This window comes from Kitasatospora sp. NPDC097605, assembly GCF_040302725.1.
Classification (GTDB): Bacteria; Actinomycetota; Actinomycetes; order Streptomycetales; family Streptomycetaceae; genus Kitasatospora.
This window is the reverse complement of record NZ_JBEOSF010000007.1, coordinates 235,236-258,852: the sequence shown is the minus strand read 5'-3', so window position 1 is coordinate 258,852 and position 23,617 is coordinate 235,236. Positions and strand designations below refer to the sequence as shown.

Sequence of the window (23,617 nt, the reverse complement as noted above, 5' to 3'; positions counted from 1 at the left end):
CAATTGCAGGAACCTGCACCGGCGGTCCGGCGCGCCCGGTCGCGGGCCGCTTCCGGTTTCTGCGAACGTGCAGGTCAGCGAGGTGGGTTGGAGTTTATCCGACCGTCCGGCCGGTCGGCGGCGAAGTCGCGTGTTCCGGAATCCCGTCGGCCGCTCAGCGGGCCAGCAGCCGGCCGCCGGCCAGCGCGGCGGCCGTGCCGCCCGCCGCGAGCGCCCAGCCGGCCAGCAGCAGCGCGAACAGGCCGGCGGCGAGCGCGGTGAAGCCGGGGAACCCGGTGTGCCGGGCGAGCGCGGCCGCGCCGGTGACGCAGGTGCCGACCGGGAAGGTGAACGCCCACCAGGTCATCGCGAACCCCATCCCGGCGCGCCGGGCGCGCAGGTTGGCGGCGACGGCGAGCAGCAGCCAGAGCATCGCGACGCCGAGCACCGCCACCCCGAACAGCTCGGCGAGGGTGCGCAGCGCGGGCGCCGGGCCGGGGAACACCGGACCGGCGGCGTCGGCCAGCTGGTGGACGGCGGTGGTGGACTGGCCGAGCGGGCCGAGCACCAGGAAGAGCGTCGGGGTGAGCGCCAGGGCCGGCAGCTTGCTGTGCACCAGGCCGGTGAGCACCACCGGCAGCAGCGCCAGGGTGGCCAGCACGCCGATCCCGAACAGCGCGGCGCAGGCGTACAGCAGCGTCTCCCGGGCGGCGCCGGCGGGCAGGTGCGGGACCAGCGCCGGGCCGGTGGCGGAGGCGACCAGCGGGGCCACCACGGGCAGCAGCCAGGTCGGGTTGGCGGTGAGCGGGGAGACGGCGTGCCGGGTGATCATCAGGTACGGGATGCCGGCCGCGACGGCGAGCGCGAACAGGGTGCCGGCCGTCCAGAGCGCGAGGTCGATCGCGACGGCCGGGCCGGTGCCGATGACCCGGGAGCCGACGGTCAGGGTGCCGAGGCCGACCGAGAGCAGCGCCATCGGCGGGCAGCCGTAGAAGACGGCGGTGGCCGGGTCGTCCAGCAGGTGCGCGCGGGCGGCCGCGCGGTGCCGGGTGTGGTGGACGGCCCGGGCGGCGCCGAGCACCAGCAGGCCGGCCAGCGCGAGCGCCCACATCAGCTCGGCGAAGCCGGTCAGTCCGGGCCACCGGACGGGCAGGGCGGCCGCGCCGTTGGCGACGATGGCCGTTCCCATGACCGCCGCGTACCAGTTCGGGCCGAGCTGGGCGAGGTCGAGGCGGCGGGCGCGGGTGGACGCGCGGGGGCTGGGGGCGGGGCTGAGCAGGGTGGCCATGGCATCCACCGTCGCCCGGGGCGGCGGACGCCGGTAGCGCCGCGCGCTCTATGAGGGCATAGCCTGAACCTATGGCCCTCTCCCCGCGTGTCCCCGAACTCGGTGCACTGGAGCTGCTGCTCGCGGTGGCCCGGCTCGGCAGCGTCGGCCGGGCGGCCGCCGAACTCGGGGTGAGCCAGCCGACCGCCAGCGCCCGGATCAAGGGCATGGAGCGGCAGATCGGCGTCCCCCTGCTGGAGCGCTCCCCGCGCGGCTCCCGGCCCACCGAGGCGGGCCGGCTGGTGGTGGAGTGGGCGCGGCAGGTGGTGGAGGCGGCGCAGGCGCTGGACGCCGGGATCGACGCGCTGCGCGAGCGCCGGGACGCCCGGCTGACCGTGGTGGCCAGTCTGACCGTCGCCGAGTACCTGATGCCGGGCTGGCTGCTGGCGCTGCACGCGGTCAGTCCGGGCACGGCGGTGACGCTGCGCACCGCCAACTCGGCGGACGTGGCGGGCCATGTGCTGGCCGGGGACGCGGACCTCGGCTTCGTCGAGGGGCCGCTGCCCCCGGCGGGGCTGGCCGGCGCGGTGGTGGCGGCCGACCGGCTGGTGGTCGTGGTGGCGCCGGACCATCCGTGGGCGCGGCGCCGGGCGCCGCTGTCCGGCCGGGAGCTGGCGGCGACCCCGCTGGTGCTGCGCGAACCGGGGTCGGGGACCAGGGAGGTGCTGGAGATGGCGCTGGCGCCGTACGGGGGCACCGCGTCGCCGCGGCTGGAGCTGGCCTCCTCGACGGCGCTGAAGGCGGCCGCGATGACCGGGGCCGGGCCGGTCTGCCTGAGCGAGCTGGCGGTGGTGGAGGAGCTGGCGACCCGGCGGCTGGTGGCGGTGCGGCTGGTGGAGGAGCTGGACCTGCGGCGGCCGCTGCGGGCGGTCTGGCCGGCCGGGCAGCGTCCGACCGGGCCGGCCCGGGAGCTGCTGGCGCTGACCCGGCGGACGGCCGGGACCCACCAGGCGCGGATGGCGCAGGCCCGGACCCTGCCGCCGAAGACCGCCCGGGAGCCCGGCGGATCACCCGGGCGCCCCGCGCTGCGGGTCCGCCCCGACCGTTCATCCAAAAGTTGAGCGGAATAGACTCAACTTAGTGCATGCTGTAGACGTCAGACATCAGCACGACGAGGGAGGACCCCCCAGCAGTGGACGCCAGCAAGTTCACCACCAAGACGCAGGACGCCCTGTCCGCCGCGATCCGGCAGGCCGGGGCCGTCGGCAACCCGGACGTCAAGCCGGTGCACATCCTGATCGCCCTGCTGGAGCAGCCCGAGGGCATCGCCAGACCGCTGCTGGAGGCGGTCGGCGCGGACGTGTCCCGGGTCGACGCCGAGGCCCGCCGCCAGCTCACCGCGCTGCCCAGCGCGTCCGGCGCCACCGTCGCCGCGCCGCAGCTGGCCCGCGACACCCTGGCCGTGCTGACCGAGGCCGGCAAGCGCGCCGACGACCTCGACGACCAGTACGTCTCCACCGAGCACCTGCTGGTCGGCCTGGCCGCCGAGGGCGGCGCGGTCGCCGAACTGCTGGTGCGCCAGGGCGCCACCCCGAAGGCGCTGCTCGCCGCGTTCAAGGACGTCCGGGGCAGCGCCCGGGTCACCTCGCCGGACCCCGAGGGCACCTACAAGGCGCTGGAGAAGTACGGCACCGACCTCACCCAGGCCGCCCGGGACGGCAAGCTCGACCCGGTGATCGGCCGGGACCAGGAGATCCGCCGGGTGGTCCAGGTGCTCTCCCGCCGGACCAAGAACAACCCGGTGCTGATCGGCGAGCCCGGCGTCGGCAAGACCGCCGTCGTCGAGGGCCTGGCCCAGCGGATCGTGGCCGGCGACGTGCCGGAGTCGCTGCGCGGCAAGCGCCTGGTCGCCCTGGACCTCGGCGCGATGGTCGCCGGCGCCAAGTACCGCGGCGAGTTCGAGGAGCGGCTGAAGGCCGTCCTCAACGACATCAAGCAGAGCGACGGCCAGGTCGTCACCTTCATCGACGAGCTGCACACCATGGTCGGCGCGGGCGCCGGCGGCGACTCCGCGATGGACGCCGGCAACATGCTCAAGCCGATGCTGGCCCGTGGCGAGCTGCGGATGGTCGGCGCCACCACCCTGGACGAGTACCGCGAGCGGATCGAGAAGGACCCGGCCCTGGAGCGGCGCTTCCAGCAGGTGCTGGTCGGCGAGCCCAGCGTCGAGGACTCCATCGCCATCCTGCGCGGGCTCAAGGGCCGCTACGAGGCGCACCACAAGGTGCAGATCGCGGACGCCGCCCTGGTCGCCGCGGCCACCCTCTCCAACCGCTACATCACCTCCCGCTTCCTGCCCGACAAGGCGATCGACCTGGTCGACGAGGCGGCCTCCCGGCTGCGGATGGAGATCGACTCCTCCCCGGTCGAGATCGACGAACTCCAGCGCGCCGTCGACCGGCTGCGGATGGAGGAGCTGGCCCTGGAGAAGGAGTCGGACCCGGCCTCGGTCGACCGGCTGGCCCGGCTGCGCCGCGATCTCGCCGACAAGAACGAGCAGTTGAGCGTGCTCACGGCCCGCTGGGAGCAGGAGAAGAAGAGCCTGAACCGGGTCGGCGAGGTCAAGGAGCGGCTGGACGACCTGCACGGCGCGCTCGAACGCGCCCAGCGGGACGGCGACTTCGAGCGCGCGTCCAAGCTGATGTACGCCGAGATCCCGGCCGCCGAGAAGGAGCTCACCGACGCCCAGGAGCGCGCCGCCGGTGAGGACGCCTCCGCCTCGATGGTCAAGGAGGAGGTCGGCCCGGACGACGTGGCCGATGTGGTGGCCTCCTGGACGGGCATCCCGGCCGGCCGGCTGATGGAGGGCGAGAGCGCCAAACTCCTGCGCATGGAGGACGAGTTGGGCCGCCGACTGATCGGCCAGGCGGAGGCCGTGCAGGCCGTCTCGGACGCCGTGCGGCGCACCCGCTCGGGCATCGCCGACCCGGACCGCCCGACCGGCTCCTTCCTCTTCCTCGGCCCGACCGGCGTCGGCAAGACCGAACTCGCCAAGGCGCTGGCCGACTTCCTCTTCGACGACGAGCGGGCGATGGTCCGCATCGACATGAGCGAGTACGGCGAGAAGCACTCGGTCTCCCGCCTGGTCGGCGCCCCGCCCGGGTACGTCGGCTACGAGGAGGGCGGCCAGCTCACCGAGGCGGTCCGCCGGCGCCCGTACAGCGTGGTGCTGCTGGACGAGGTGGAGAAGGCCCACCCCGAGGTCTTCGACGTGCTGCTGCAGGTGCTCGACGACGGCCGGCTCACCGACGGCCAGGGCCGCACGGTGGACTTCCGCAACGCGATCCTGATCCTCACCTCCAACCTGGGCAGCCAGTTCCTGGTGGACCCGGCCACCCCGGAGGAGCGGAAGAAGGACCTCGTGCTGGAGTCGGTGCGGGCCGCCTTCAAGCCGGAGTTCCTCAACCGGCTCGACGACATCGTGGTCTTCGAGCCGCTGGGCACCGCCGAGCTGACCCGGATCGTCGACCTCCAGGTCGCCCGGCTGGGCGACCGGCTGCGCGAGCGCCGGCTCACCCTGGAGGTCTCCGAGGCCGCCCGGGACTGGCTGGCGCTCACCGGCTACGACCCGGCGTACGGCGCCCGGCCGCTGCGCCGGCTGGTGCAGTCCGCGATCGGCGACCAGCTGGCCCGGGCGATCCTGGCGGGCCAGGTGCACGACGGCGACACCGTGCTGGTCGAGCGGGACGAGGACGGCGACCGCCTCACCGTCCGTGCCCGCGGACCGCTGGAGAAGTAGCCCGCCGTCACAGCGGAAGGATCATGGTCCGGCCCCCGGCGTTTCCGGGGGGCGGACCATGATCCGGCCATGCCGGGCCGGCTTGCGGCCACCCCTGTGAGGTGGGCCCCGGATGAGGCAGGATGGACTCGGAAGGGCGGCCTCTCATTGCCGACCACCACGTGCACTGAGGAAGAGGACCCCATGAGCATCGACCCGTCGTCCATCCCGTCGTTCGGCATGCCCCAGGGTGGCCAGCCCGGAGGCCAGGGCGGGCGTCCGGCCGGCCCGCCGCCGATCATCGTCCCGGACCAGAACCTGGTGGGCCAGCTCCTCGACCAGATGCAGCTCAAGCACGGCGTCGACGAGGAGGGCGACCTCACCGCCCCCTGGGAGGGCTTCCGCGTCTACTACATGTTCCGCGGCGAGCAGAAGGAGCTCTTCGCGGTCCGGGCGTTCTACGACCGCTCGTACCCGCTGGAGAAGAAGGGCGAGGTCCTCGACCTGATCGACGAGTGGAACCGTGAGACCCTCTGGCCCAAGGTCTACACCCACACCCACGAGGACGGCGTGGTCCGCCTGATCGGCGAGGCCCAGATGATCGTCGGCACCGGCGTCAACCTGGACTACTTCGTGACCACCACCGCCAACTGGACCCAGGCCGCCGTCGGCTTCGAGCAGTGGATCGTCGAGCGCCTCGGCCTGCAGGACGACATCGAGGGCGAGGGCGGCGAGGGCAAGCCGTCCGACGGCACCGACGAGAGCTGATCACCGGGGACGCTCCCCCGTACGGCCCGCCACCGGCACCCGGTGGCGGGCCGTCTTGTCCCCGGACGCCCCCTGGCCCGAGGATGGGCCGACCACCGCCGACACGTACGAGGAGCCGTGATGGGTGCGAGGCCGCTGTTGAACCGCCGGCTGGCGGGCATGGGAACGACGATCTTCGCGGAGATGTCCGCCCTGGCCGCGGCCACCGGCTCGATCAACCTCGGCCAGGGGTTCCCGGACACCGACGGCCCCGAGGAGGTCCGCGAGGCCGCCGTCCGGGCCCTGCGCGAGGGGAACGGCAACCAGTACCCGCACGCCCTCGGCGTCCCCGAGCTGCGGACCGCGGTCGCCGCGCACCAGCGGCGCTTCTACGGGCTGTCGTACGACCCGGACACCGAGGTACTGGTCACCACCGGTGCCACCGAGGCCATCGCCGCCTCCCTGCTCGCCCTGCTGGAGCCCGGCGACGAGGTCATCGCCTTCGAGCCGTTCTACGACTCCTACGCCGCCTGCATCGCGCTGGCCGGCGCCGTCCGGGTCCCGCTCACCCTCCGCACCCCGGACTTCCGCCCGGACCTGGACGAACTGCGCGCACTGGTCACCCCGCGCACCCGGCTGCTGCTGATCAACTCCCCGCACAACCCGACCGGCCTCGTCCTCACCCCCGACGAGCTCACCGCCATCGCCGAACTCGCCGTCGAGCACGATCTGCTGGTGGTCGCCGACGAGGTCTACGAGCACCTCGTCTTCAACGGCGCCCACCACCCCGTCGCCGCCCTGCCCGGGATGCGCGAGCGCACCGTGACGATCTCCTCGGCCGGCAAGAGCTTCTCCTTCACCGGCTGGAAGATCGGCTGGGTGACCGGCGCCCCCGAACTGGTCGCCGCCGTCCGCGCCGCCAAGCAGTACCTCACCTTCGTCAGCGCCGGCCCCTTCCAGCACGCCGTCGCCGAGGCCCTGCACCTGCCCGACGGCTACTTCGAGGACTTCCGCGACGATCTGCGGCGCAAGCGCGACCTGCTCGCCGACGGCCTCGCCGCCACCGGCTTCCGGGTCTTCCGGCCCGAGGGCACCTACTTCATCACCGCCGACATCACCCCCCTGGGCGAGAAGGACGGCATCGCCTTCTGCCGCACCCTCCCCGAGCGCTGCGGCGTCGTCGCCATCCCCAACGCCGTCTTCTACGACGACGTCGAGGCCGGCCGCCCGCTGGTCCGCTTCGCCTTCTGCAAGCAGACCGCCGTCCTGGAGGAGGCGGTCGACCGCCTCTCCCGGCTGTCCCGGGTCTGACCCATCGCCGGGACCACTCGCACGCTCTGACGATTCGTCAATTCGCCCGACAGGCCGTGAGGTTGCTGCCTGTCGGGCAATTCGTTCCGGCTGCCGGACAGGGTCCGGGCGAGGAGGCGGGGCGGTGCGCCCGGGGTGAGAGGGTGGGGGCGTGCAGGACGTGCGGGCGGCGTGTGGGCAGCGCACACGGCGCGTGGACCGGGGCGAGGGGCGCGGGCTGTGCATAGTCGCACACCGGGTCGATCAGAGCAGGGAAGCAGATGTGCTCGAAACGGTGAATGCTTGACAAAGTTGGGTAAATCACCGACGGACCCGGCGTATTCGTGCTTCTCTGCTGCTGAATCTCCAGCCGGAATCCTTCCTTCCACGGTCGGCCGCGTCCTGGACCGCACAGCCACGAACAGCCTCGCCCTTGCCTAGGCCTCCTTCGCTGCTGCTCGGCGGGCGCGCACGGAGCTGAAACGCGGAGCCGAGCATGCTCACCACTTTGCAGACCTCCTACACGGACACCCGCGCGGGTGACCTGGCCTGGTGCCTGGGCGGCGATCCGCTGCCCGCCCTCGCGGTCCGCGACCTGAGACTCGACGGCCCCGGCCACCCCGGCCCGCCCGGCACCCTCCAGCTGCGCCTGCTGGGCGCCTCCCACCAGGTGGTGATCGCCGCCGGGCCGGGTCACTGCCTGGAGACCGTCGCCTGCCTGCCCGGCCGCCGCACGCCGCTGCCCGCCCGGGTGGCCAAGCAGGTGGACGGCTGGGAGTACGAGTTCGCCGCCCGGATCGAGGCCCTGCCGCCGCACGACTTCGCCGCCCGCGCCCAGGAGTTGCTGGCCCTGGTCGAGGGGCATCCGCGCGGCCTGGCCGGCGTCTTCCCCGGCGACCCCAGCGCCTTCACCGCGCTGGTCGCCCAGGGCGGCGCGGACCGGCTGCTCTGGCGCACCTGGCACGCCTATCCGCAGGAGGGGCAGCTGGTCTGCACCCGGTCCTCGCTGGTGGTCCCCCGATGAGCGACGCCGACGCCGACGAGCCGCCCATAGGCCGGCCCAGCAGCTTTCATTCGCACGCAGGAACGATTCGTCAACCTGCCATGTCACGCTGTCCGTCGAATGGGCGCAGCCGTCCGTCCCGCACGTCGCCTAGCGTTTGTTCGTGATCAATCATCCGGCCGGTCCGCCGCCCGCACAGCCGAGCCTCGACCTCGACGACGGCAGCCCGCCCCGGCCAGGACGGAACCTGGCCCCGCTGCCCGCCCGCCGCCGCTCCCGGCTGCGCGCCCACCCCGAGCTGGCCCGGCTGGTGGTCCTGCTGGCCGCGTTCGTCTGCGCGGCCTGCGGGCTCGTCTACGAGCTGGAACTCGTGGCCCTCGGCGACTATCTGCTCGGGGACTCGGTCACCCAAACCTCGGTCGTGCTCTCCGTCATGGTGTTCTCGATGGGCCTCGGCTCGCTGCTCGCCAAGCGGTTCACCCGCCGGCCGGCCACCGCCTTCGCCGTGGTCGAGTGCGCCCTCGCGCTCACCGGCGGCCTGTCCGTCCTGGCGGTCTACTCCGGCTGGGCCTGGATCGGCCACTACCAGGCCGCGATGGTCGCACTGACCGGCCTGATCGGCGTGCTCATCGGCGCCGAGATCCCGCTGCTGATGACCCTCGTCCAGCGGATCCGCCACGAGGACGCCGGACGCGCCGCCGCCGACCTGTTCGCCGCCGACTACGTGGGCGCGCTGATCGGCGGGCTCGCCTTCCCGTTCCTCATCCTGCCCGTGCTGGGCCCCGGCAGCGGCGCGCTGGTCACCGGCGCGGTCAACGCCGTCGCCGGGGCCGCCGTGGTGCTCTGGCTGTTCCGCGAGGAGCCCGCGCCCCGGGTGCGGCTGCTGCTCTGGGGCGGCTGCGGGCTCGTCCTGGCCCTGCTCGCCGCGGCCGCCGCCTGGTCCGACGCGGTCGAACGCGCCGCCCGGCAGGCCCTGTACGGCGGGCAGGTCCGCACCGTCAGCCAGAGCCGGCACCAGGAGATCGTGCTCACCGGCCCCGCCGAGGGCCCGCTGCGGCTCTACCTCGACGGCCGGCTCGCGGTCTGCGGACCCGACGAGTACCGGGGCAACGAGGGGCTCGTCCACCCCGCGATGGCCGCCGGGCCGGACGCCCGGGTGCTGCTGCTCGGCGGCGGGGACGGCCTGGCCCTGCGGGAGGTGCTGCGGCACCGCGGCGTGCGCTCCGTGCTGGTGGTCGACCGCGACCCGGCGCTCCCCCGGCTCGCCCGCACCGACCCCGGCCTCGCCGCGCTCTCCGGCCGCTCGCTGGACGACCCCCGGGTGCGCACCGCGCAGGCGGACCCGCTGGAGTGGCTGCGCACCGTCCGCCCCCGTCCCGGGGAGTCCTTCGACGTCGTCCTCGCCGACCTGCCGGCGCCCGCCGACGGCGGCCCGGTGACGTTCCACTCCCAGGAGTTCTACGGCCTCACCACCCGGCTGCTCGCGCCCGGCGGGCGGCTCGCCGTCCGCGGCGGTGACGAGCAGCACGGGTGGCAGGGCCTGTGGCAGGCGGAGTCGGGACTGCGGGCCGCCGGGCTGCGGACCGTTCCGTACGCCGTCGCGGGCAGTGCGACGGCCAGCTGCCGCCCGGGGCCGGAGGGCAGCCAGAGCTTCCTGCTCGCGGCGGCCGCCCAGCCACCGCTCACCCTCGCGCCGGACGCGCCCCCGCCGCGCGCCCTCACCCCGGACACCCTGCGCGCCTCCGCCGCCCGCCTCACCGCCCTCCGCCCCCTCCGTCCACCTGCCGCCCTCACCCTCCTCGGCCCGCACTGACGGGGGGAGAACCGGCCCCGCCGCCCGCCGGCGGGGCCGTCCCGGGGCGGGACGCGGGGGTCGGTGGGGGACAGGGCGGGGTCGGGAGGGGGTTCGGTCGGTAGGCTCCGTGGCATGGAGCATGAGGTTGTCGTCCCGATGCCGGCCGGGCAGGTCCGGCAGGCCCTGCAGGATCCCGCGCTGCTGGCGCGTTCCGTGCCGGGGCTGAGCACCGAACCGGCCGCCGTCGGCAGTGGCGCGGCGGAGGAGATCGGCGGGCGGCTGAAGCTGCGGATCGGCGCCTCCACCATCACGTTCAAGGGCGTGCTCTCGCTGATCGAGGGCCGCGAGGGCGTGCTGACCGCGTTCGCCGAGGGGCAGGAGGCGCGCGGCACCGGCGAGGCGACCGCGACCGTGCGGATCAGCGTCGCCGAGGGCGCCGGGGAGGGGACCTCGGTGGTCCGCTTCACCGGTGACCTGAGCGCCACCGGGCGGCTCGCCGAGTTCGACGACGAGACGCTCGACGCGGCCGGCCGCCGGCTGCTGGACCGCTTCACCGCCGCCCTGACCTCCCAGGACGACGCGGCCGGGGCCGCCGACGACGAGGCCGGGACCGAGGCCGACCTCGAAGGCACCGAGGGCGAGCAGGACGGCGCGGCCGCGGCGGAGGACACCGCCGAGGAGGCCACCGTGGTGTTCCTGGAGGACCGCCAGGAGGACCGCGAGGACGAGCCCGGCGACGACCTCGACGACGACCTGTCCGACCTCATCGCCTTCTCCGACGCCGACGCCGAGCGCTTCGGCCTCCCGCTCGGGAACGCCGACGCGGACGCCGACGACGTCGACGAGCCCGCCGGGGCGACCGGGTCGGCCGGGGCCGAGGAGCCCGCCGCCGAGGAGGAGGTCTCCGCCGAACTCCCCGCCGAGCTGCCGTTCGGCTACGAGCAGGAGCCGGTGCTCGGCGGCCCGGTGCGCCGCAGCATCGTCGGCCGCTCCGCCGAGGAGGTCGACCACGCCCCGCCGCGCGGCCCGTACGCACCGGCGCTGCCGGCCCGCAGCGCCCGGGCCCGGGCGGCCTCCCGCTGGGGCGGCGACGCCGGCGGCATCGTGGTGCCGGGCGTCGGCGGCCGCAACGCGGTGCCGTGGATGATCGGCGGCGGGGTCGCCCTGCTGGGCGGCGCGGTGGTGCTGGTCAGGGCCCTGCGGCGGCGCTAGCCGGCGGCACGGGGCCGGGAACAGGGCCTAGACTGGACGCTCATGAGCAACGACCGCGACGCCCTGCTGGCACAGATCAAGGACAAGGCCGTCGTCCACGGCAAGGTCACCCTTTCCTCCGGCAAGGAGGCCGACTACTACGTCGACCTGCGCCGGATCACGCTGGACGGCCAGGCCGCTCCGCTGGTCGGCCGGGTGATGCTGGACGCCACCGCCCACCTGGAGTACGACGCCGTCGGCGGGCTGACCCTGGGCGCCGACCCGGTCGCCGCCGCGATGCTGCACGCCGCCGCCGCGCGCGGCCGTGAGCTGGACGCGTTCGTGGTCCGCAAGGCCGGCAAGGCGCACGGCCTGCAGCGCCGGATCGAGGGCCCGGAGGTCAAGGGCCGCCGGGTGCTGGCCGTCGAGGACACCTCCACCACCGGCGGGTCGGTGCTGACCGCCGTCGAGGCGCTGCGCGAGGCGGGCGCCGAGGTGGTCGGCGTCGCGGTGATCGTCGAGCGCGGCGGCGCCGCCGCGGTCGAGGCCGAGGGCCTGCCGTACGTCACCGCGTACACCCTGGAGGACCTGGGCCTCTGAGCCCGCCCCCTCCCCCGCACGACGAACGGCCCGGGGCCGGTGTGTTTCACGTGAAACACACCGGCCCCGGGCCGTGGTACGAATCCGCGGGAGCGGGTCTCAGTCGCGCCGGTGCCGGCCGCCGGCCTGGACGGCCTCGCCGCCGTCGGCGGCCTGCGCACCGCCCGCCTTCTTCTTCTTGCGCTCGCGCAGCACCTCGACGATCATCGGCGAGATCGACAGCAGCACGATCAGCAGCACCGCCGGGATCAGGTACTTGTCGATCACCGGGGCGAGCGCGTCACCGAAGAAGTAGCCGATCAGCAGCATCGACTCGGTCCACAGGACGCCGCCGACCACGTTCCAGAGGAAGAAGGTCTTGGCCGGCATCTCCAGGGTGCCCGCGACCGGGTTCAGGAAGGTCCGGACGATCGGCATGAAGCGGGCGAGCACGACGGCCTTGCCGGGGCCGAAGCGGTTGAAGTACTCCTCGGCCTTCAGCACGTACTCGCGCTTGAAGATCTTCGACTCGGGCTTGTCGAACATCTTCGGTCCGACCTTCACGCCGATCTGGTGCCCGAGCTGGGCGCCGGCGATCGCCGCGATCGGGGCCCCGATCAGCAGGGTCGCGAGCGGCAGCTTCGCACCGTCGCCGAGGACCGACGAGGCGGCGCTCGACGAGGCCACACCGGCGATGATGAGCAGCGAGTCACCCGGGAAGAAGAACCCGACCAGGAGGCCGGTCTCCGCGAAGATGATCGCGATCAGCCCGATGGCACCGAGGGACGAGATCAGTGATTTGGCGTCGAGCAGATTGACGGCCAGCTGGTTGTAGTCCACACGGCGCAGGATAGCGGGCCCGTCTTCACGAGGGCTTCGCACCGGGGGTCGAGCGGGCGCTCATCCTTTCGTCGCACCCCGCCCCCCGCCTCGGGAGGACCCCGCTGGACCCCCCGGGAGGGCGCCCCGGCGGCGGCCGCGGGCCCGCCGTCCCGACTGGCGGGCCGCATGGTGGAGCCGACGGGCATTCTGGGAAGATGGCACCGGCGTCCGGCCCGCAGTGGCGAACACCCTCATCGCCGCACCGCGGCCGCTGCCTCGAACCTTGGTACCGGTCCGCCGCACCGCAGAGCCGCGCACCGGCCCCGGTACCCCGGAGTCGTCACAAGGCGTACACAGCGTCGGACAGCACCGTCCGTACGCCGCAAACCCGACAGGAGCGGATTCGCATGGCCATCGCAACTCCCGAGGTCTACAACGAGATGCTGGACCGGGCCAAGGCGGGCAAGTTCGCCTACCCGGCGATCAACGTGACCTCGTCGCAGACCCTGCACGCCGCGCTCCGCGGCTTCGCCGAGGCCGAGAGTGACGGCATCATCCAGATCTCGACCGGCGGCGCGGAGTTCCTGGGCGGCCAGCACAACAAGGACATGGTGACCGGCGCCGTCGCGCTCGCCGAGTTCGCGCACATCGTCGCCGCCAAGTACGACATCACCGTCGCGCTGCACACCGATCACTGCCCCAAGGACAAGCTGGACGGCTACGTCCGCCCGCTGCTGGCGGTCTCCGCCGAGCGCGTGGCCAAGGGGCAGAACCCGCTCTTCCAGTCGCACATGTGGGACGGCTCCGCCGAGACCCTGAGCGACAACCTGGCCATCGCCCAGGAGCTGCTCGCCCAGGCCGCCGCCGCGAAGATCATCCTTGAGGTCGAGATCACCCCGACCGGCGGCGAGGAGGACGGCGTCACCCACGAGATCAACGACGAGCTGTACACCACCGTCAACGACGCCGTCCGCACCGCCGAGGCGCTGGGCCTGGGCGAGAAGGGCCGCTACCTGCTGGCCGCCTCCTTCGGCAACGTGCACGGCGTCTACAAGCCGGGCAACGTCGTGCTGAAGCCGGAGCTGCTGCGCGAGCTGCAGGACGCGATCGGCAAGCAGTACGGCAAGACCGACCCGTTCGACTTCGTCTTCCACGGCGGCTCCGGCTCCAGCGCCGAGGAGATCGCCACCGCGCTGGAGAACGGCGTCGTGAAGATGAACCTGGACACCGACACCCAGTACGCCTTCACCCGCCCGGTCGCCGCGCACATGTTCCAGAACTACGACGGCGTGCTGAAGGTGGACGGCGAGGTCGGCCGCAAGAACACCTACGACCCGCGCACCTGGGGCAAGCTCGCCGAGGCCGGCATGGCCTCCCGCGTGGTCGAGGCCGCCCAGCAGCTGCGCTCGGCCGGCAACCGCCTGAAGTAAGGCCCGCACCGGCGCGATGCCGGCGCCCGGTACGAGGTCCTGCGTCCGTGCCCCCCGGTGGTTCACTGGGGGGCATGACCATTCACGAGAACCTCCTCGGGGGTCCGCCCCCCACGCACCTGCCCGCCGAGCCCGCTCCGCTGGAGCTGCTGGCCGGCGGTGCCTCCCCGGCCGAGGTCGCGGCGAAGTTCCCGACCTCCTCGTTGGCCTGGGCCCAGCTCGCCGACGACGCCTACGCGGCCGGCCGGGTCGTGGAGTCCTACGCCTACGCCCGCACCGGCTACCACCGCGGGCTGGACGCGCTGCGGCGCAGCGGCTGGAAGGGCCACGGTCCGGTGCCGTGGGAGCACGAGCCGAACCGCGGCTTCCTGCGGGCGCTGCACGCGCTCGGCCGGGCCGCCGCCGCGATCGAGGAGAAGGAGGAGGCGCAGCGCTGCCAGCAGTTCCTGCGGGACAGCTCGCCGACCGCCGCCGCCACCCTGGGCTGACCCTCCGGTCCCGGTGACCGGACCACCCGCCGACACCGCCCCCGCTGCCCGTCCGGGCACCGGGGGCGGTTTCCGTCCGCACCGTGCGCACGGGATCCGTGGACATCCACCGCCCCGCCGTGCCAGGGTGGGCGCGCGAGGGGGAGCGCACGTCAGTTCGAGGGTTCGCGGCCCCACCCGGTCGACAGAGAGCCCCAGCGTGCCCGCACCCAGCCCCGCCCGCCGATCCCGTACCGCAGCGCGTCCCGGGTCCGGCCCGGCACGCCGCGCGACGGGCGGAGCGGGCCGCCGGGCCCCCGCCCGCGCCCGGGCGGGCACCCGACGCCGTCGCCCGCCGCGCCGCCGGCTCGGGCCCGGCATGCTCACCGCCCTGATCGCCGCAGTGGCGATCCTGGGCGGCACGCTCTTCGTGTTGAACCGCCCCGACGCGCTGCCCGGCGCCGACCGGACCGCCCGGGCCCGGGTCGCCGCGTCCGAGGGCGCCCCGACGCCGACGGCCACCGCCCCGGCGCCGGCCACCACCGCGGCACCGCCGCCCGCCGAGACCCCGACTCCCCCGCCGGCCCCCACCCCGCAGCCGAGCGCACCGGAGAGCGCCCCCGCCCGGGGCACCGGCACCTTCACCATCGCCCCGGGCTCCGCCGACCCGGTCGGCCACGGCCGGGTCCGCCGCTACCGGGTGGAGGTCGAGGACGGCATCGGCATCGACGCGGCCGCCTCCGCCCAGCAGGTCCAGGCCGTCCTGGCCGACCGGCGCGGCTGGACCAACGACCGGAGGAACGGCTTCCAGCGGGTCTCCGAGGGCGCCTACGACTTCACCGTGAAGATCGCCTCCCCCGCCACCGTGGACCGGATCTGCGGCGCCGCCGGGCTCGACACCCGCGGCGAGGTGAACTGCAACGTCGGCAGCCAGGTACTGGTCAACGTCAAGCGCTGGACCACCGGTTCACCCCAGTTCGCCGGCCCGATCGACGAGTACCGGGCCCTGGTGATCAACCACGAGGTCGGCCACCGGATCGGCCACGGCCACGAGGGCTGCCCCGGCCCCGGCAAGCCGGCGCCCGCGATGATGCAGCAGATCTACGGGCTCAAGGGCTGCACGCCCAACGCCTGGCCCTACGGCACCGACGGCACATACCTCAGCGGACCGTCGGTCCCCTGAACCCGGCCCGGGCCGGGACGGAGTCGGGACACCTTCGGCCCCGGCCCGCGACACCGCCCGCCTACGCTGGCCGCCATGACCGCCTCGATCACCACCGCGCGCCGCCCGGAATCACACCGCCCGGCACCGGCCCGCCACCGCCGCGGGCTCGCCCTGGCCGGAGCCGCCGGGCTGCTGCTCGGGGCGGGTGCCTGCGCCGCCGACGGCGGCACCGGGACGGCCGGGACCGGCCGGATCTCCTACGAGCAGGTCCGCTCCACCGCCCGCGAACTGCCGGCGACCGGCCCCTGCCCGTTCTCGCTGGACCTCGCGGCGGCGCTCGGGGCGGCCGGCGTGGACCGCCCGGTCACCCCCGGCGCCAAGGACCGGCCGGTGGCCGAGGGCGAGGTCGGCGACGGCGTCCCCGCCCAGCCCTGGCCCACCGGCGCCACCCCGCCGCCCTCGCTGCCCTCGATGCCGGCCACGCCGCCGAGCGCCTGGGTGACCTGCCACTTCACCGTCGGGGACACCCCGGCCCGGATCGACCTGCTGGCCGTCCCCGAGAACGGCCCGGTGATCAGCATGCTGCTCCCGCACCTCCAGCGGTACGGCAACCTCGGCGTGGCCCAGCTCCAGCAGATCGGCGCCGACCAGCCGACCGCCGGGCAGACCCGGCTCACCCCGGGCGCGGGCCTGGTGGGCGTCGCCCGATCGCCGTCCGGGGCCGGGGCGACCTGGCGCTGACGCTCACCCAGGACCCCTACGAGAGCACCGTCGACCCGTCCCTGACCGGCGAGCCGCTGCGCCGGGCGACCGAGGAGCTGGCCGCCCGGCTGCGGCCGTAAGGGGTACGAGGCGCTCAGCGGAGCAGCGGCAGGTACGCCCGCAGGTCGCTGCGCTCGCCGCTGGCGGACACCGCGGCGGCGTCGACCGCCGCCGCCCAGTCGGTGCGGCCGGTGGCCAGCCGGATCCAGGTCAGCGGGTCGCTCTCGACCACGTTCGGCGGGGTGCCCCGGGTGTGCCGGGGCCCCTCGACGGCCTGCACCACCGCGTACGGCGGCACCCGCAGCTCGACCGCGCCGCCGGGGACGCGCTCGGCGAAGGCGTCGGCGAGCATCCGGGTGACGGCGGCCACCGCCTGCCGGTCGTGCGGGAACGGCTCAGGGCCGAGCGCGTCGGCCAGGTCGTCGGCGTGCACCACCGTCTCGACCAGCCGGGTCACCAGGAACTCGGTGAGCGGCATCGGGCCGAACCGCATGGCCACCGGCCGGGCGGGAGCGGCGTCCGCCACGGCGTCCAGCGCGGCCCGGGCGGCGTCCGCCGACCGGTCGAAACGGACGGCCACCGCCTCGGGCGGGCCGGCGTACTCCTCCGCCGCGAAGCCGGTCACCGAGGTGTCGACCGTCTCGGCGACCGTCCCGGTCAGCTCGGTGAACCGGGCCGGGGTGACCGGCGGCCCGTCCGGCACCGGGGCGTCCAGCTGCTCCGGCAGCCGGTCCAGCACCAGGCTCAGATGGGCCACCAGTTCGCGCACCCGCCACTCCCCCAGCCGGGTCGGCCGGTCCAGGTCGGCGGCGGTCAACCGGTGGACGGCCGCGCGCAGGGCCTCGATCTGTGCCCTCAGCGCGGCGTGCACCCTGGCGGGCTGGTACGTACGGGACTTGGCAGGCATGGGCCCCAACATACGCCCGGGGGCGGGCGGTTCCGGTCGGAACCGTCCGCCCCCGGGGCGCGCTCTGTGCGGGCTCAGCCCAGCAGGGCCTCGATGACGCCGGTGTGGGCGTCCTTCAGCTCCGCCAGCGAGACGGTGAACTGGCCCTGGACGTCCAGGGTGTCGCCGTCGACCACACCGATCCGGGTGGCCGGCAGGCCCCGCGCGGTGCACATGTCGTTGAACCGGAGCTCCTCGCTGCGCGGCACCGCCACCACGGCGCGGCCGGCCGACTCGGAGAACAGGAACACGAACGGGTCCAGGCCCTCGGGCACGACGATCCGCGCGCCGCGGCCGCCCTTGAGGCAGCTCTCCACCAGGGCCTGGCCCAGGCCGCCGTCGGAGAGGTCGTGCGCGGCGTCGATCATGCCGTCGCGCGAGCCGGAGATCAGGATCTCGCCGAGCAGCCGCTCGCGCTCCAGGTCGACCTTGGGCGGCAGGCCGCCCAGGTGCTCGTGGACCGCCTGCGACCAGGCCGAGCCGCCCAGCTCGTCCGCGGTGTCGCCGAGCAGGTAGAGCAGCTGCCCCTCCTCGGCGAAGGCCACCGGGGTGCGGCGGGTGACGTCGTCGATGACGCCGAGCACCGCGACCACCGGGGTCGGGTGGATGGCGACCTCGCCGGTCTGGTTGTACAGCGAGACGTTGCCGCCGGTCACCGGGGTGCCCAGGGTCAGGCAGGCGTCGGCCAGACCGCGGGTCGCCTCGGCGAACTGCCACATCACGTCCGGGTCCTCGGGGGAGCCGAAGTTGAGGCAGTCGGAGACGGCGAGCGGCTTGGCACCGCCGGCCGCGACGTTGCGGTACGCCTCGGCGAGGGCCAGCTGGGCGCCGGTGTACGGGTCCAGCTTGGTGAAGCGGCCGTTGCCGTCGGTGGCGACCGAGACGCCGAGGTTGGTCTCGTCGTCGATCCGGATCATGCCCGAGTCCTCGCCGTGCGAGAGCACGGTGTTGCCGAGCACGTAGCGGTCGTACTGGTCGGTGATCCAGGACTTGGAGGCCTGGTTCGGGTGCGAGGCGACCTTCAGCAGGTCGGCCTTGAGGCCCTCGCCGGTGGTCGGGCGGGCCAGCCGCTCGGCGGTCGGGGCGTCGGCCTGCAGCGCGTCCTGCCAGCTCGGGCGGGCGAACGGGCGCTGGTAGGTCGGGCCCTCGTGGGCGACGGTGCGCGGCGGCACGTCCACGACCAGCTCGCCGTGCCAGTAGATCTCCAGCCGCTCGCCGTCGGTGACCTCACCGATGACGTTGGCGATGACGTCCCACTTCTCGCAGATCTCCAGGAAGCGGGCGACCTTGTCGGGCTCGACGATGGCGCACATGCGCTCCTGCGACTCGCTCATGAGGATCTCCTCCGGCGAGAGCGTGTGGTCGCGCAGGTGCACGGTGTCGAGGTCGATCCGCATGCCGCCGGAGCCGGCCGAGGCCAGCTCGGAGGTGGCGCAGGACAGACCGGCGCCGCCGAGGTCCTGGATGCCCTTGACGAGCTTCTCGCCGAAGATCTCCAGGGTGCACTCGATGAGGAGCTTCTCCTGGAACGGGTCGCCGACCTGGACCGCCGGGCGCTTGGCCGGCTTGCTGTCGTCGAAGGTCTCGGAGGCGAGCACCGAGACGCCGCCGATGCCGTCGCCGCCGGTGCGGGCGCCGTACAGGATGACCTTGTTGCCGGCGCCGGAGGCCTGCGCGAGGTGGATGTCCTCGTGCTTCATGACACCCACGCACAGCGCGTTGACCAGCGGGTTGCCCTGGTAGCAGGAGTCGAAGACGACCTCGCCGCCGATGTTCGGCAGGCCCAGGCAGTTGCCGTAGCCGCCGATGCCCGCGACGATCCCGGGCAGCACGCGCCGGGTGTCCGGGTGGTCGGCCGCGCCGAACCGCAGCGGGTCCATCACGGCGACCGGGCGGGCGCCCATCGCCAGGATGTCGCGGACGATGCCGCCGATGCCGGTGGCCGCGCCCTGGTAGGGCTCGATGTACGACGGGTGGTTGTGCGACTCGACCTTGAAGGTGACCGCGTAACCCTGGCCGACGTCGACCACACCGGCGTTCTCGCCGATGCCGACGAGCATCGCGTCCGTCTCGGGCTTCTTCTCGCCGAACTGCTTCAGGTGGACCTTGGAGCTCTTGTACGAACAGTGCTCCGACCACATGACCGAGTACATCGCGAGTTCCGCGCCGGTCGGGCGGCGGCCGAGAATCTCCCGGATGCGCGCGTACTCGTCCTGCTTGAGGCCGAGCTCGGCCCACGGCTGGGCGGCGTCCGGGGTCTGCTCGGCGTTCTTGACGGTGTCGAGGCTCATCAGGCGTTCACCAGCTGCTTCAGGACGGAAGTGAAGAAGCCCAGGCCCTCGGTGGTGGGACCGGTGAGCGGCTCCACGGCGTGCTCGGGGTGCGGCATCAGGCCGACGACATTGCCGGCGGCGTTGGTGATCCCGGCGATGTCGCGGTACGAACCGTTGGGGTTGACGTCGAGGTAACGGGCGACCACCCGGCCCTCGGCCTCCAGCTCGTCCAGGACGCGCTCGTCGGCGACGAAGCGGCCCTCGCCGTTCTTCAGCGGGACGACGATTTCCTGGCCGGCCGCGTAATCACGGGTCCAGGCGGTGCCGTTGTTCTCGATCCGCAGCTTCTGGTCGCGGCAGATGAAGTGCAGCGAGTCGTTGCGGGTCAGCGCACCGGGCAGCAGGTGCGATTCGCACAGCACCTGGAAGCCGTTGCAGATACCGAGAACCGGCATTCCCGCCCTGGCCTGCTCGATGACGGTCTCCATCACCGGCGAGAAGCGCGAGATCGCGCCGCAGCGCAGATAGTCGCCGTAACTGAATCCGCCCGGCAGGACGACCGCGTCGACCTGGTGGAGATCCTTGTCACGGTGCCAGAGCGCGACCGGCTCGGCGCCGGCGAGGCGGACCGCGCGCCGGGCGTCGCGGTCGTCGAGGGAGCCGGGGAAAGTGACGACGCCGACGCGGGTGGTCACTTGCCCTCCTCCTCGACGCGGACCGTGAAGTCCTCGATCACGGTGTTGGCGAGAAAGGTCTCGGCGGCTTCGCGGATACGGGCGAGCGCGGCGTCGTCGACCGGGCCCTCCAGCTCCAGCTCGAAACGCTTGCCCTGGCGGACGTCGGCGATCCCGGTGAATCCGAGACGGGGCAGTGCGCGCTGCACCGCCTGTCCCTGGGGGTCGAGGATCTCCGGCTTGAGCATGACGTCGACTACGACGCGTGCCACTGGCACTCCCGGTGGTGTCTTCGTGAGGCGGGGGAACTCCAGACTACCGGGGGTTTGGGGCGGGATTGCTGGCCGGGCATGGTGACGCGCGTAGACCCACGACCCTTACCCCGCAAGGCCCCGATCCCCCCGGCACCCCCCGCCGTACGCCCCTTTTCGCCGGATTCCCCGGCCCCTCCCGGGAACGGCCGAAGAGCACCCGAATACCGGCACTCCGGACAGATCGGCCAGCCGAGTGCACCGGGTATCCGGCGTCCCGGCGAAGACACGTGAATATACGGAAAAGAAAGCCGGACTCTTCGATTTCTCCCCGCTTCGGGTGCAGAATAGGGCCACCTGCCGCGGCGAGTGCTGCGTATCCGGCACGGCCATCCGGCCTGCCCGCATGCACGTGCGCGATAGGTGCACATCAGGCCCGGGAGCGCACCCGCGCCCTTGTCGGCCGAATTGCCCGAGAGGATTGACACCCATGGCTCAGCGTGTAGTTGTCACGCTCTCCGACGACCTGGACGGCGGCGCCGCCGCGGAAACCGTCCACTTCGGCGTGGACGGGAAGTCGTACGAGATCGATTTGTCCGTGGACAACGCGGAAAAGCTGCGGGAGGCCCTCGCCCCGTTCGTCGCCGCCGGCCGCCGCCAGAGCCGCACCGGGAAGTCCTTCCGCCGCACCGCCCTCACCCCGGACCCGGCCGCCGTGCGCGCCTGGGCCCAGTCCCGCGGCATGGAGCTGCCGGCCCGCGGCCGGATCCCGAAGCACGTGTACGAGGCGTTCGCCGAGGCGAACTGAACGCCCGCAGGCACCGGTCGTCCCGCCCGCATCCGGCGGGCGGGACGACCACCCCTTCGGATGCTGTAGAGTATTCCTCGTCGCCGCAACGGAGAGATCCGGACCGGCGGCCGGTGCCCCACCAGGCACCGTGCGGACGTGGCTCAGTTGGTAGAGCATCACCTTGCCAAGGTGAGGGTCGCGAGTTCGAATCTCGTCGTCCGCTCGCAGTGCGCGAGCACAGCACAATTACATAGTTCCATCCTGCGGACGTGGCTCAGTTGGTAGAGCATCACCTTGCCAAGGTGAGGGTCGCGAGTTCGAATCTCGTCGTCCGCTCCAGTACGAAGGGTCCTCTCGGTCGAGAGGGCCCTTCGGCGTTTCCGGTTTCCGCGCCCGGTTTCCCACCCGGTTTCCCGCGCAACGCACCCATGACATTTGTCATCGCGGACTGGTGGATCCGCACCGGGTTCTCATGAGGCCGCGCACTGCCTCCGGCCCCCCGGCGACGGGAGGCTTGAGGCATGGAAACGAGCCAGCCCCACCGCCCCGGCGACCACGTGATCGAGGTCACCGACCTGCACCGCCACTACGGCGCCGGCAGCAGCCGGTACCACGCCGTCCGCGGCGTCGACCTGACCGTCGGCCGCGGCGAGCTCTTCGCGCTGCTGGGCACCAACGGGGCCGGCAAGACCTCCACCATGGAACTGATCGAGGGCCTCGCCGCCCCGACCGAGGGCCGGGTCCGGGTGCTCGGCCACGACCCGTACCGCGAGCGCGCCGCCGTCCGGCCCCGGATCGGCATCATGCTCCAGGAGGGCGGCTTCCCCGGCGACCTCACCGTCGCCGAGACCGGCCGGGCCTGGGCCGGCGCCACCAGCCACGCCCGCCCGCTGGACGAGGCGCTGGAGCTGGTCGACCTCCGCCACCGCCGCGACGTCCGGGTCAAGCAGCTCTCCGGCGGCGAGCGCCGCCGCCTCGACCTGGCGATGGCCCTGCTCGGCCGGCCCGAGGTGCTCTTCCTGGACGAGCCGAGCACCGGCCTCGACCCGGAGGCCCGCGCCGCCGTCTGGCGGCTGGTCCGCGAGCTGCGCGCCCAGGGCACCACGGTGCTGCTCACCACGCACTACCTGGAGGAGGCCGAGGAGCTCGCCGACCGGCTGGCGATCATGCACGGCGGCCGGATCGTCGCCGCCGGCACGGTGGCCGAGGTGATCGCCGGGCGGCCGTCGCAGATCTCCTTCGAGCTCCCCGAGTTCGCCGGCGCCTCGATCCCGCCGCTGGCCGGTGCCACCGTCACCGCCGACGGCCGCAAGGTCACCGTCCGCACGCCGCACCTCCAGGCGACGCTGACCGAGTTGCTCGGCTGGGCCGACCACCAGGGCATCGCCCTCGGCGCCCTCGACGCCCGCAGCGCCTCGCTGGAGCAGGCCTTCCTCGCCATCGCCGCCGAGGCCGCCCACCAGCCCCCGGCCGACTCCCCCGCCACTCCCCCCGCCCGCCGCAAGCTGATCGGACTCGCCCGATGACCACCGCCGTCACCACCGCCACCGCCACCGGGCCGAAGAGCACCTCCGTCCGCCGGCTGCTCGCCCTGGGGCGGGCCGAGGGCATCCTGCTGCTGCGCAACCGGACCGCCCTGTTCACCGCCGTGCTGCTGCCGCTCTTCCTGATCTTCGGGCTGCAGAGCGTGCTCGCCCAGCAGGCCGAGACCAACCCCGGCCTGGACGTCGACTCGCTGCTGGTCAACGGCGCGATCGGGATGGTGCTGGCCTTCGTCGTCTACTACAACCTCACCGCCGCCTACGTGGCCCGCCGTGGCGAGCTGGTGCTCAAGCGGCTGCGCACCGGCGAGGCCCGGGACCTGGAGATCCTGGCCGGCACCGCCGTCCCCTCGGTCGGCCTGGCCCTGGTGATGTGCGCCGTGATCGGTGTCGTCGGCGCCACCGCCCTGGACCTCACCGCCCCGGCCAACCCGATCCTGCTGGCCGTCGGGCTGGTCCTGGTCGTCGCGACCCTGATGGCGCTGGCCGCCGTCTCCAGCGCCTTCACCCGCACCGTGGAGAGCTCCGGCATCACCACCATGCCGGTCCTGCTGCTCACCCAGTTCGGCTCCGGCCTGTTCATCCCGCTGGAGGTCATGCCGGAGCGGCTCGCCGACATCTGCCGGCTGCTGCCCACCACCCCGGCCTTCCAGCTGGTCCGGGTCGGCTGGTTCGGCACCGACGGCTCCGCCGCCCCGACCGGCTTCGCCGGCACCTGGGCCACCGCCGCCCCGCACCTGGTCACCGGCGGCATCTGGCTCGCCCTGGCGGTCTGGGGCGCCGTCCGCTACTTCCGCTGGGAGCCGCGCCGCTGACCACCGCGCTTTTCGAACCGAAGGTCCCCTCCCCGCTCCACCTCTGATAGGA

Annotated in this window: 21 protein-coding genes and 2 tRNA genes; 17 read left to right on the top strand and 6 right to left on the bottom strand. The window is 73.7% G+C overall.

Features of this window, described 5'->3' with window-relative positions:
* Positions 1-154: 154 nt before the first annotated feature.
* Complete coding sequence (locus ABTX81_RS11445) at positions 155-1,267, bottom strand: TDT family transporter (RefSeq protein ID WP_350543231.1); 1,113 nt, start codon at positions 1,265-1,267, stop codon at positions 155-157.
* A gap of 71 nt (positions 1,268-1,338) precedes the next feature.
* Here ABTX81_RS11445 and ABTX81_RS11440 point away from each other — a divergent pair, with 71 nt between their 5' ends.
* The 8 genes from ABTX81_RS11440 (at position 1,339) to pyrE (ending at position 11,650) form a co-directional block, all read left to right on the top strand.
* Positions 1,339-2,367: a LysR family transcriptional regulator gene (locus tag ABTX81_RS11440; protein WP_350543229.1), complete on the top strand. Its 1,029-nt coding sequence runs from the start codon at positions 1,339-1,341 to the stop codon at positions 2,365-2,367.
* 71 nt (positions 2,368-2,438) lie between these two features.
* Positions 2,439-5,045: an ATP-dependent chaperone ClpB gene (clpB, locus tag ABTX81_RS11435; protein WP_350543227.1), complete on the top strand. Its 2,607-nt coding sequence runs from the start codon at positions 2,439-2,441 to the stop codon at positions 5,043-5,045.
* Positions 5,046-5,228: 183 nt separating this feature from the next.
* Positions 5,229-5,792, top strand: coding sequence for a type III secretion system chaperone family protein (locus tag ABTX81_RS11430; protein WP_350543225.1), 564 nt, complete (start codon positions 5,229-5,231; stop codon positions 5,790-5,792).
* A gap of 120 nt (positions 5,793-5,912) precedes the next feature.
* Positions 5,913-7,082 carry a pyridoxal phosphate-dependent aminotransferase gene (locus ABTX81_RS11425; RefSeq protein ID WP_350543223.1) on the top strand — a complete coding sequence of 390 codons (1,170 nt, stop codon included), beginning with the start codon at positions 5,913-5,915 and terminating at the stop codon, positions 7,080-7,082.
* Positions 7,083-7,557: 475 nt separating this feature from the next.
* Positions 7,558-8,085, top strand: coding sequence for a DUF2617 family protein (locus tag ABTX81_RS11420; protein WP_350543221.1), 528 nt, complete (start codon positions 7,558-7,560; stop codon positions 8,083-8,085).
* Positions 8,086-8,227: 142 nt separating this feature from the next.
* Positions 8,228-9,877 carry a polyamine aminopropyltransferase gene (locus tag ABTX81_RS11415; RefSeq protein ID WP_350543219.1) on the top strand — a complete coding sequence of 550 codons (1,650 nt, stop codon included), beginning with the start codon at positions 8,228-8,230 and terminating at the stop codon, positions 9,875-9,877.
* Positions 9,878-9,991: 114 nt separating this feature from the next.
* The gene (locus tag ABTX81_RS11410) at positions 9,992-11,071 is read left to right on the top strand and encodes an SRPBCC family protein (RefSeq protein WP_350543217.1); all 1,080 of its coding nucleotides are present in this window, start codon (positions 9,992-9,994) and stop codon (positions 11,069-11,071) included.
* 42 nt (positions 11,072-11,113) lie between these two features.
* On the top strand, positions 11,114-11,650 hold the full coding sequence (gene pyrE / locus ABTX81_RS11405; protein WP_030304482.1) for an orotate phosphoribosyltransferase: 537 nt from the start codon (positions 11,114-11,116) through the stop codon (positions 11,648-11,650).
* A gap of 99 nt (positions 11,651-11,749) precedes the next feature.
* Here the strand turns inward: pyrE and ABTX81_RS11400 are convergent, their stop codons facing one another.
* Positions 11,750-12,469 (bottom strand): DedA family protein, encoded by a 720-nt coding sequence (locus ABTX81_RS11400; protein ID WP_350543215.1) that lies wholly within the window; start codon positions 12,467-12,469, stop codon positions 11,750-11,752.
* A 389-nt stretch (positions 12,470-12,858) separates the two neighbouring features.
* On the opposite strand from ABTX81_RS11400, the gene fbaA reads away from it, so the two are divergent.
* From fbaA to ABTX81_RS11380, 4 genes are all read left to right on the top strand, one after another.
* The gene (gene fbaA / locus ABTX81_RS11395) at positions 12,859-13,881 is read left to right on the top strand and encodes a class II fructose-bisphosphate aldolase (RefSeq protein WP_350543213.1); all 1,023 of its coding nucleotides are present in this window, start codon (positions 12,859-12,861) and stop codon (positions 13,879-13,881) included.
* 74 nt (positions 13,882-13,955) lie between these two features.
* Positions 13,956-14,369: a DUF3151 domain-containing protein gene (locus tag ABTX81_RS11390; protein WP_350543211.1), complete on the top strand. Its 414-nt coding sequence runs from the start codon at positions 13,956-13,958 to the stop codon at positions 14,367-14,369.
* 358 nt (positions 14,370-14,727) lie between these two features.
* Positions 14,728-15,531 carry a DUF3152 domain-containing protein gene (locus tag ABTX81_RS11385; protein WP_350543209.1) on the top strand — a complete coding sequence of 268 codons (804 nt, stop codon included), beginning with the start codon at positions 14,728-14,730 and terminating at the stop codon, positions 15,529-15,531.
* A gap of 75 nt (positions 15,532-15,606) precedes the next feature.
* On the top strand, positions 15,607-16,254 hold the full coding sequence (locus ABTX81_RS11380) for a hypothetical protein (protein ID WP_350543207.1): 648 nt from the start codon (positions 15,607-15,609) through the stop codon (positions 16,252-16,254).
* A gap of 115 nt (positions 16,255-16,369) precedes the next feature.
* On the opposite strand, the gene ABTX81_RS11375 is transcribed toward ABTX81_RS11380, so the two are convergent.
* From ABTX81_RS11375 to purS, 4 genes are all read right to left on the bottom strand, one after another.
* Entirely contained in the window at positions 16,370-17,182 is an 813-nt protein-coding gene (locus ABTX81_RS11375) for a maleylpyruvate isomerase family mycothiol-dependent enzyme (RefSeq protein WP_350543205.1), read from the bottom strand.
* A gap of 74 nt (positions 17,183-17,256) precedes the next feature.
* The gene (purL, locus tag ABTX81_RS11370; protein ID WP_350543203.1) at positions 17,257-19,512 is read right to left on the bottom strand and encodes a phosphoribosylformylglycinamidine synthase subunit PurL; all 2,256 of its coding nucleotides are present in this window, start codon (positions 19,510-19,512) and stop codon (positions 17,257-17,259) included.
* A complete protein-coding gene (gene purQ, locus ABTX81_RS11365; RefSeq protein WP_344330343.1) occupies positions 19,512-20,189 on the bottom strand; it encodes a phosphoribosylformylglycinamidine synthase subunit PurQ in 678 nt (225 codons plus the stop codon). Before purQ ends, purL begins: the two co-directional genes overlap by 1 nt.
* Positions 20,186-20,440 (bottom strand): phosphoribosylformylglycinamidine synthase subunit PurS, encoded by a 255-nt coding sequence (gene purS / locus ABTX81_RS11360; RefSeq protein ID WP_030304493.1) that lies wholly within the window; start codon positions 20,438-20,440, stop codon positions 20,186-20,188. Before purS ends, purQ begins: the two co-directional genes overlap by 4 nt.
* 469 nt (positions 20,441-20,909) lie before the next feature.
* Here purS and ABTX81_RS11355 point away from each other — a divergent pair, with 469 nt between their 5' ends.
* The 5 genes from ABTX81_RS11355 (at position 20,910) to ABTX81_RS11335 (ending at position 23,565) form a co-directional block, all read left to right on the top strand.
* Positions 20,910-21,227: a histone-like nucleoid-structuring protein Lsr2 gene (locus ABTX81_RS11355; protein WP_030304494.1), complete on the top strand. Its 318-nt coding sequence runs from the start codon at positions 20,910-20,912 to the stop codon at positions 21,225-21,227.
* 132 nt (positions 21,228-21,359) lie between these two features.
* Positions 21,360-21,432: transfer RNA gene (locus ABTX81_RS11350), tRNA-Gly, on the top strand.
* A gap of 40 nt (positions 21,433-21,472) precedes the next feature.
* Positions 21,473-21,548 (top strand) — tRNA-Gly (locus ABTX81_RS11345).
* Positions 21,549-21,730: 182 nt separating this feature from the next.
* Positions 21,731-22,735, top strand: a complete 1,005-nt coding sequence (locus tag ABTX81_RS11340) for an ATP-binding cassette domain-containing protein (protein WP_350543200.1) — start codon at positions 21,731-21,733, stop codon at positions 22,733-22,735.
* A complete protein-coding gene (locus ABTX81_RS11335) occupies positions 22,732-23,565 on the top strand; it encodes an ABC transporter permease (RefSeq protein ID WP_350543198.1) in 834 nt (277 codons plus the stop codon). The genes ABTX81_RS11340 and ABTX81_RS11335 overlap by 4 nt, the downstream gene beginning before the upstream one ends.
* The last annotated feature ends 52 nt before the right edge of the window (positions 23,566-23,617 follow it).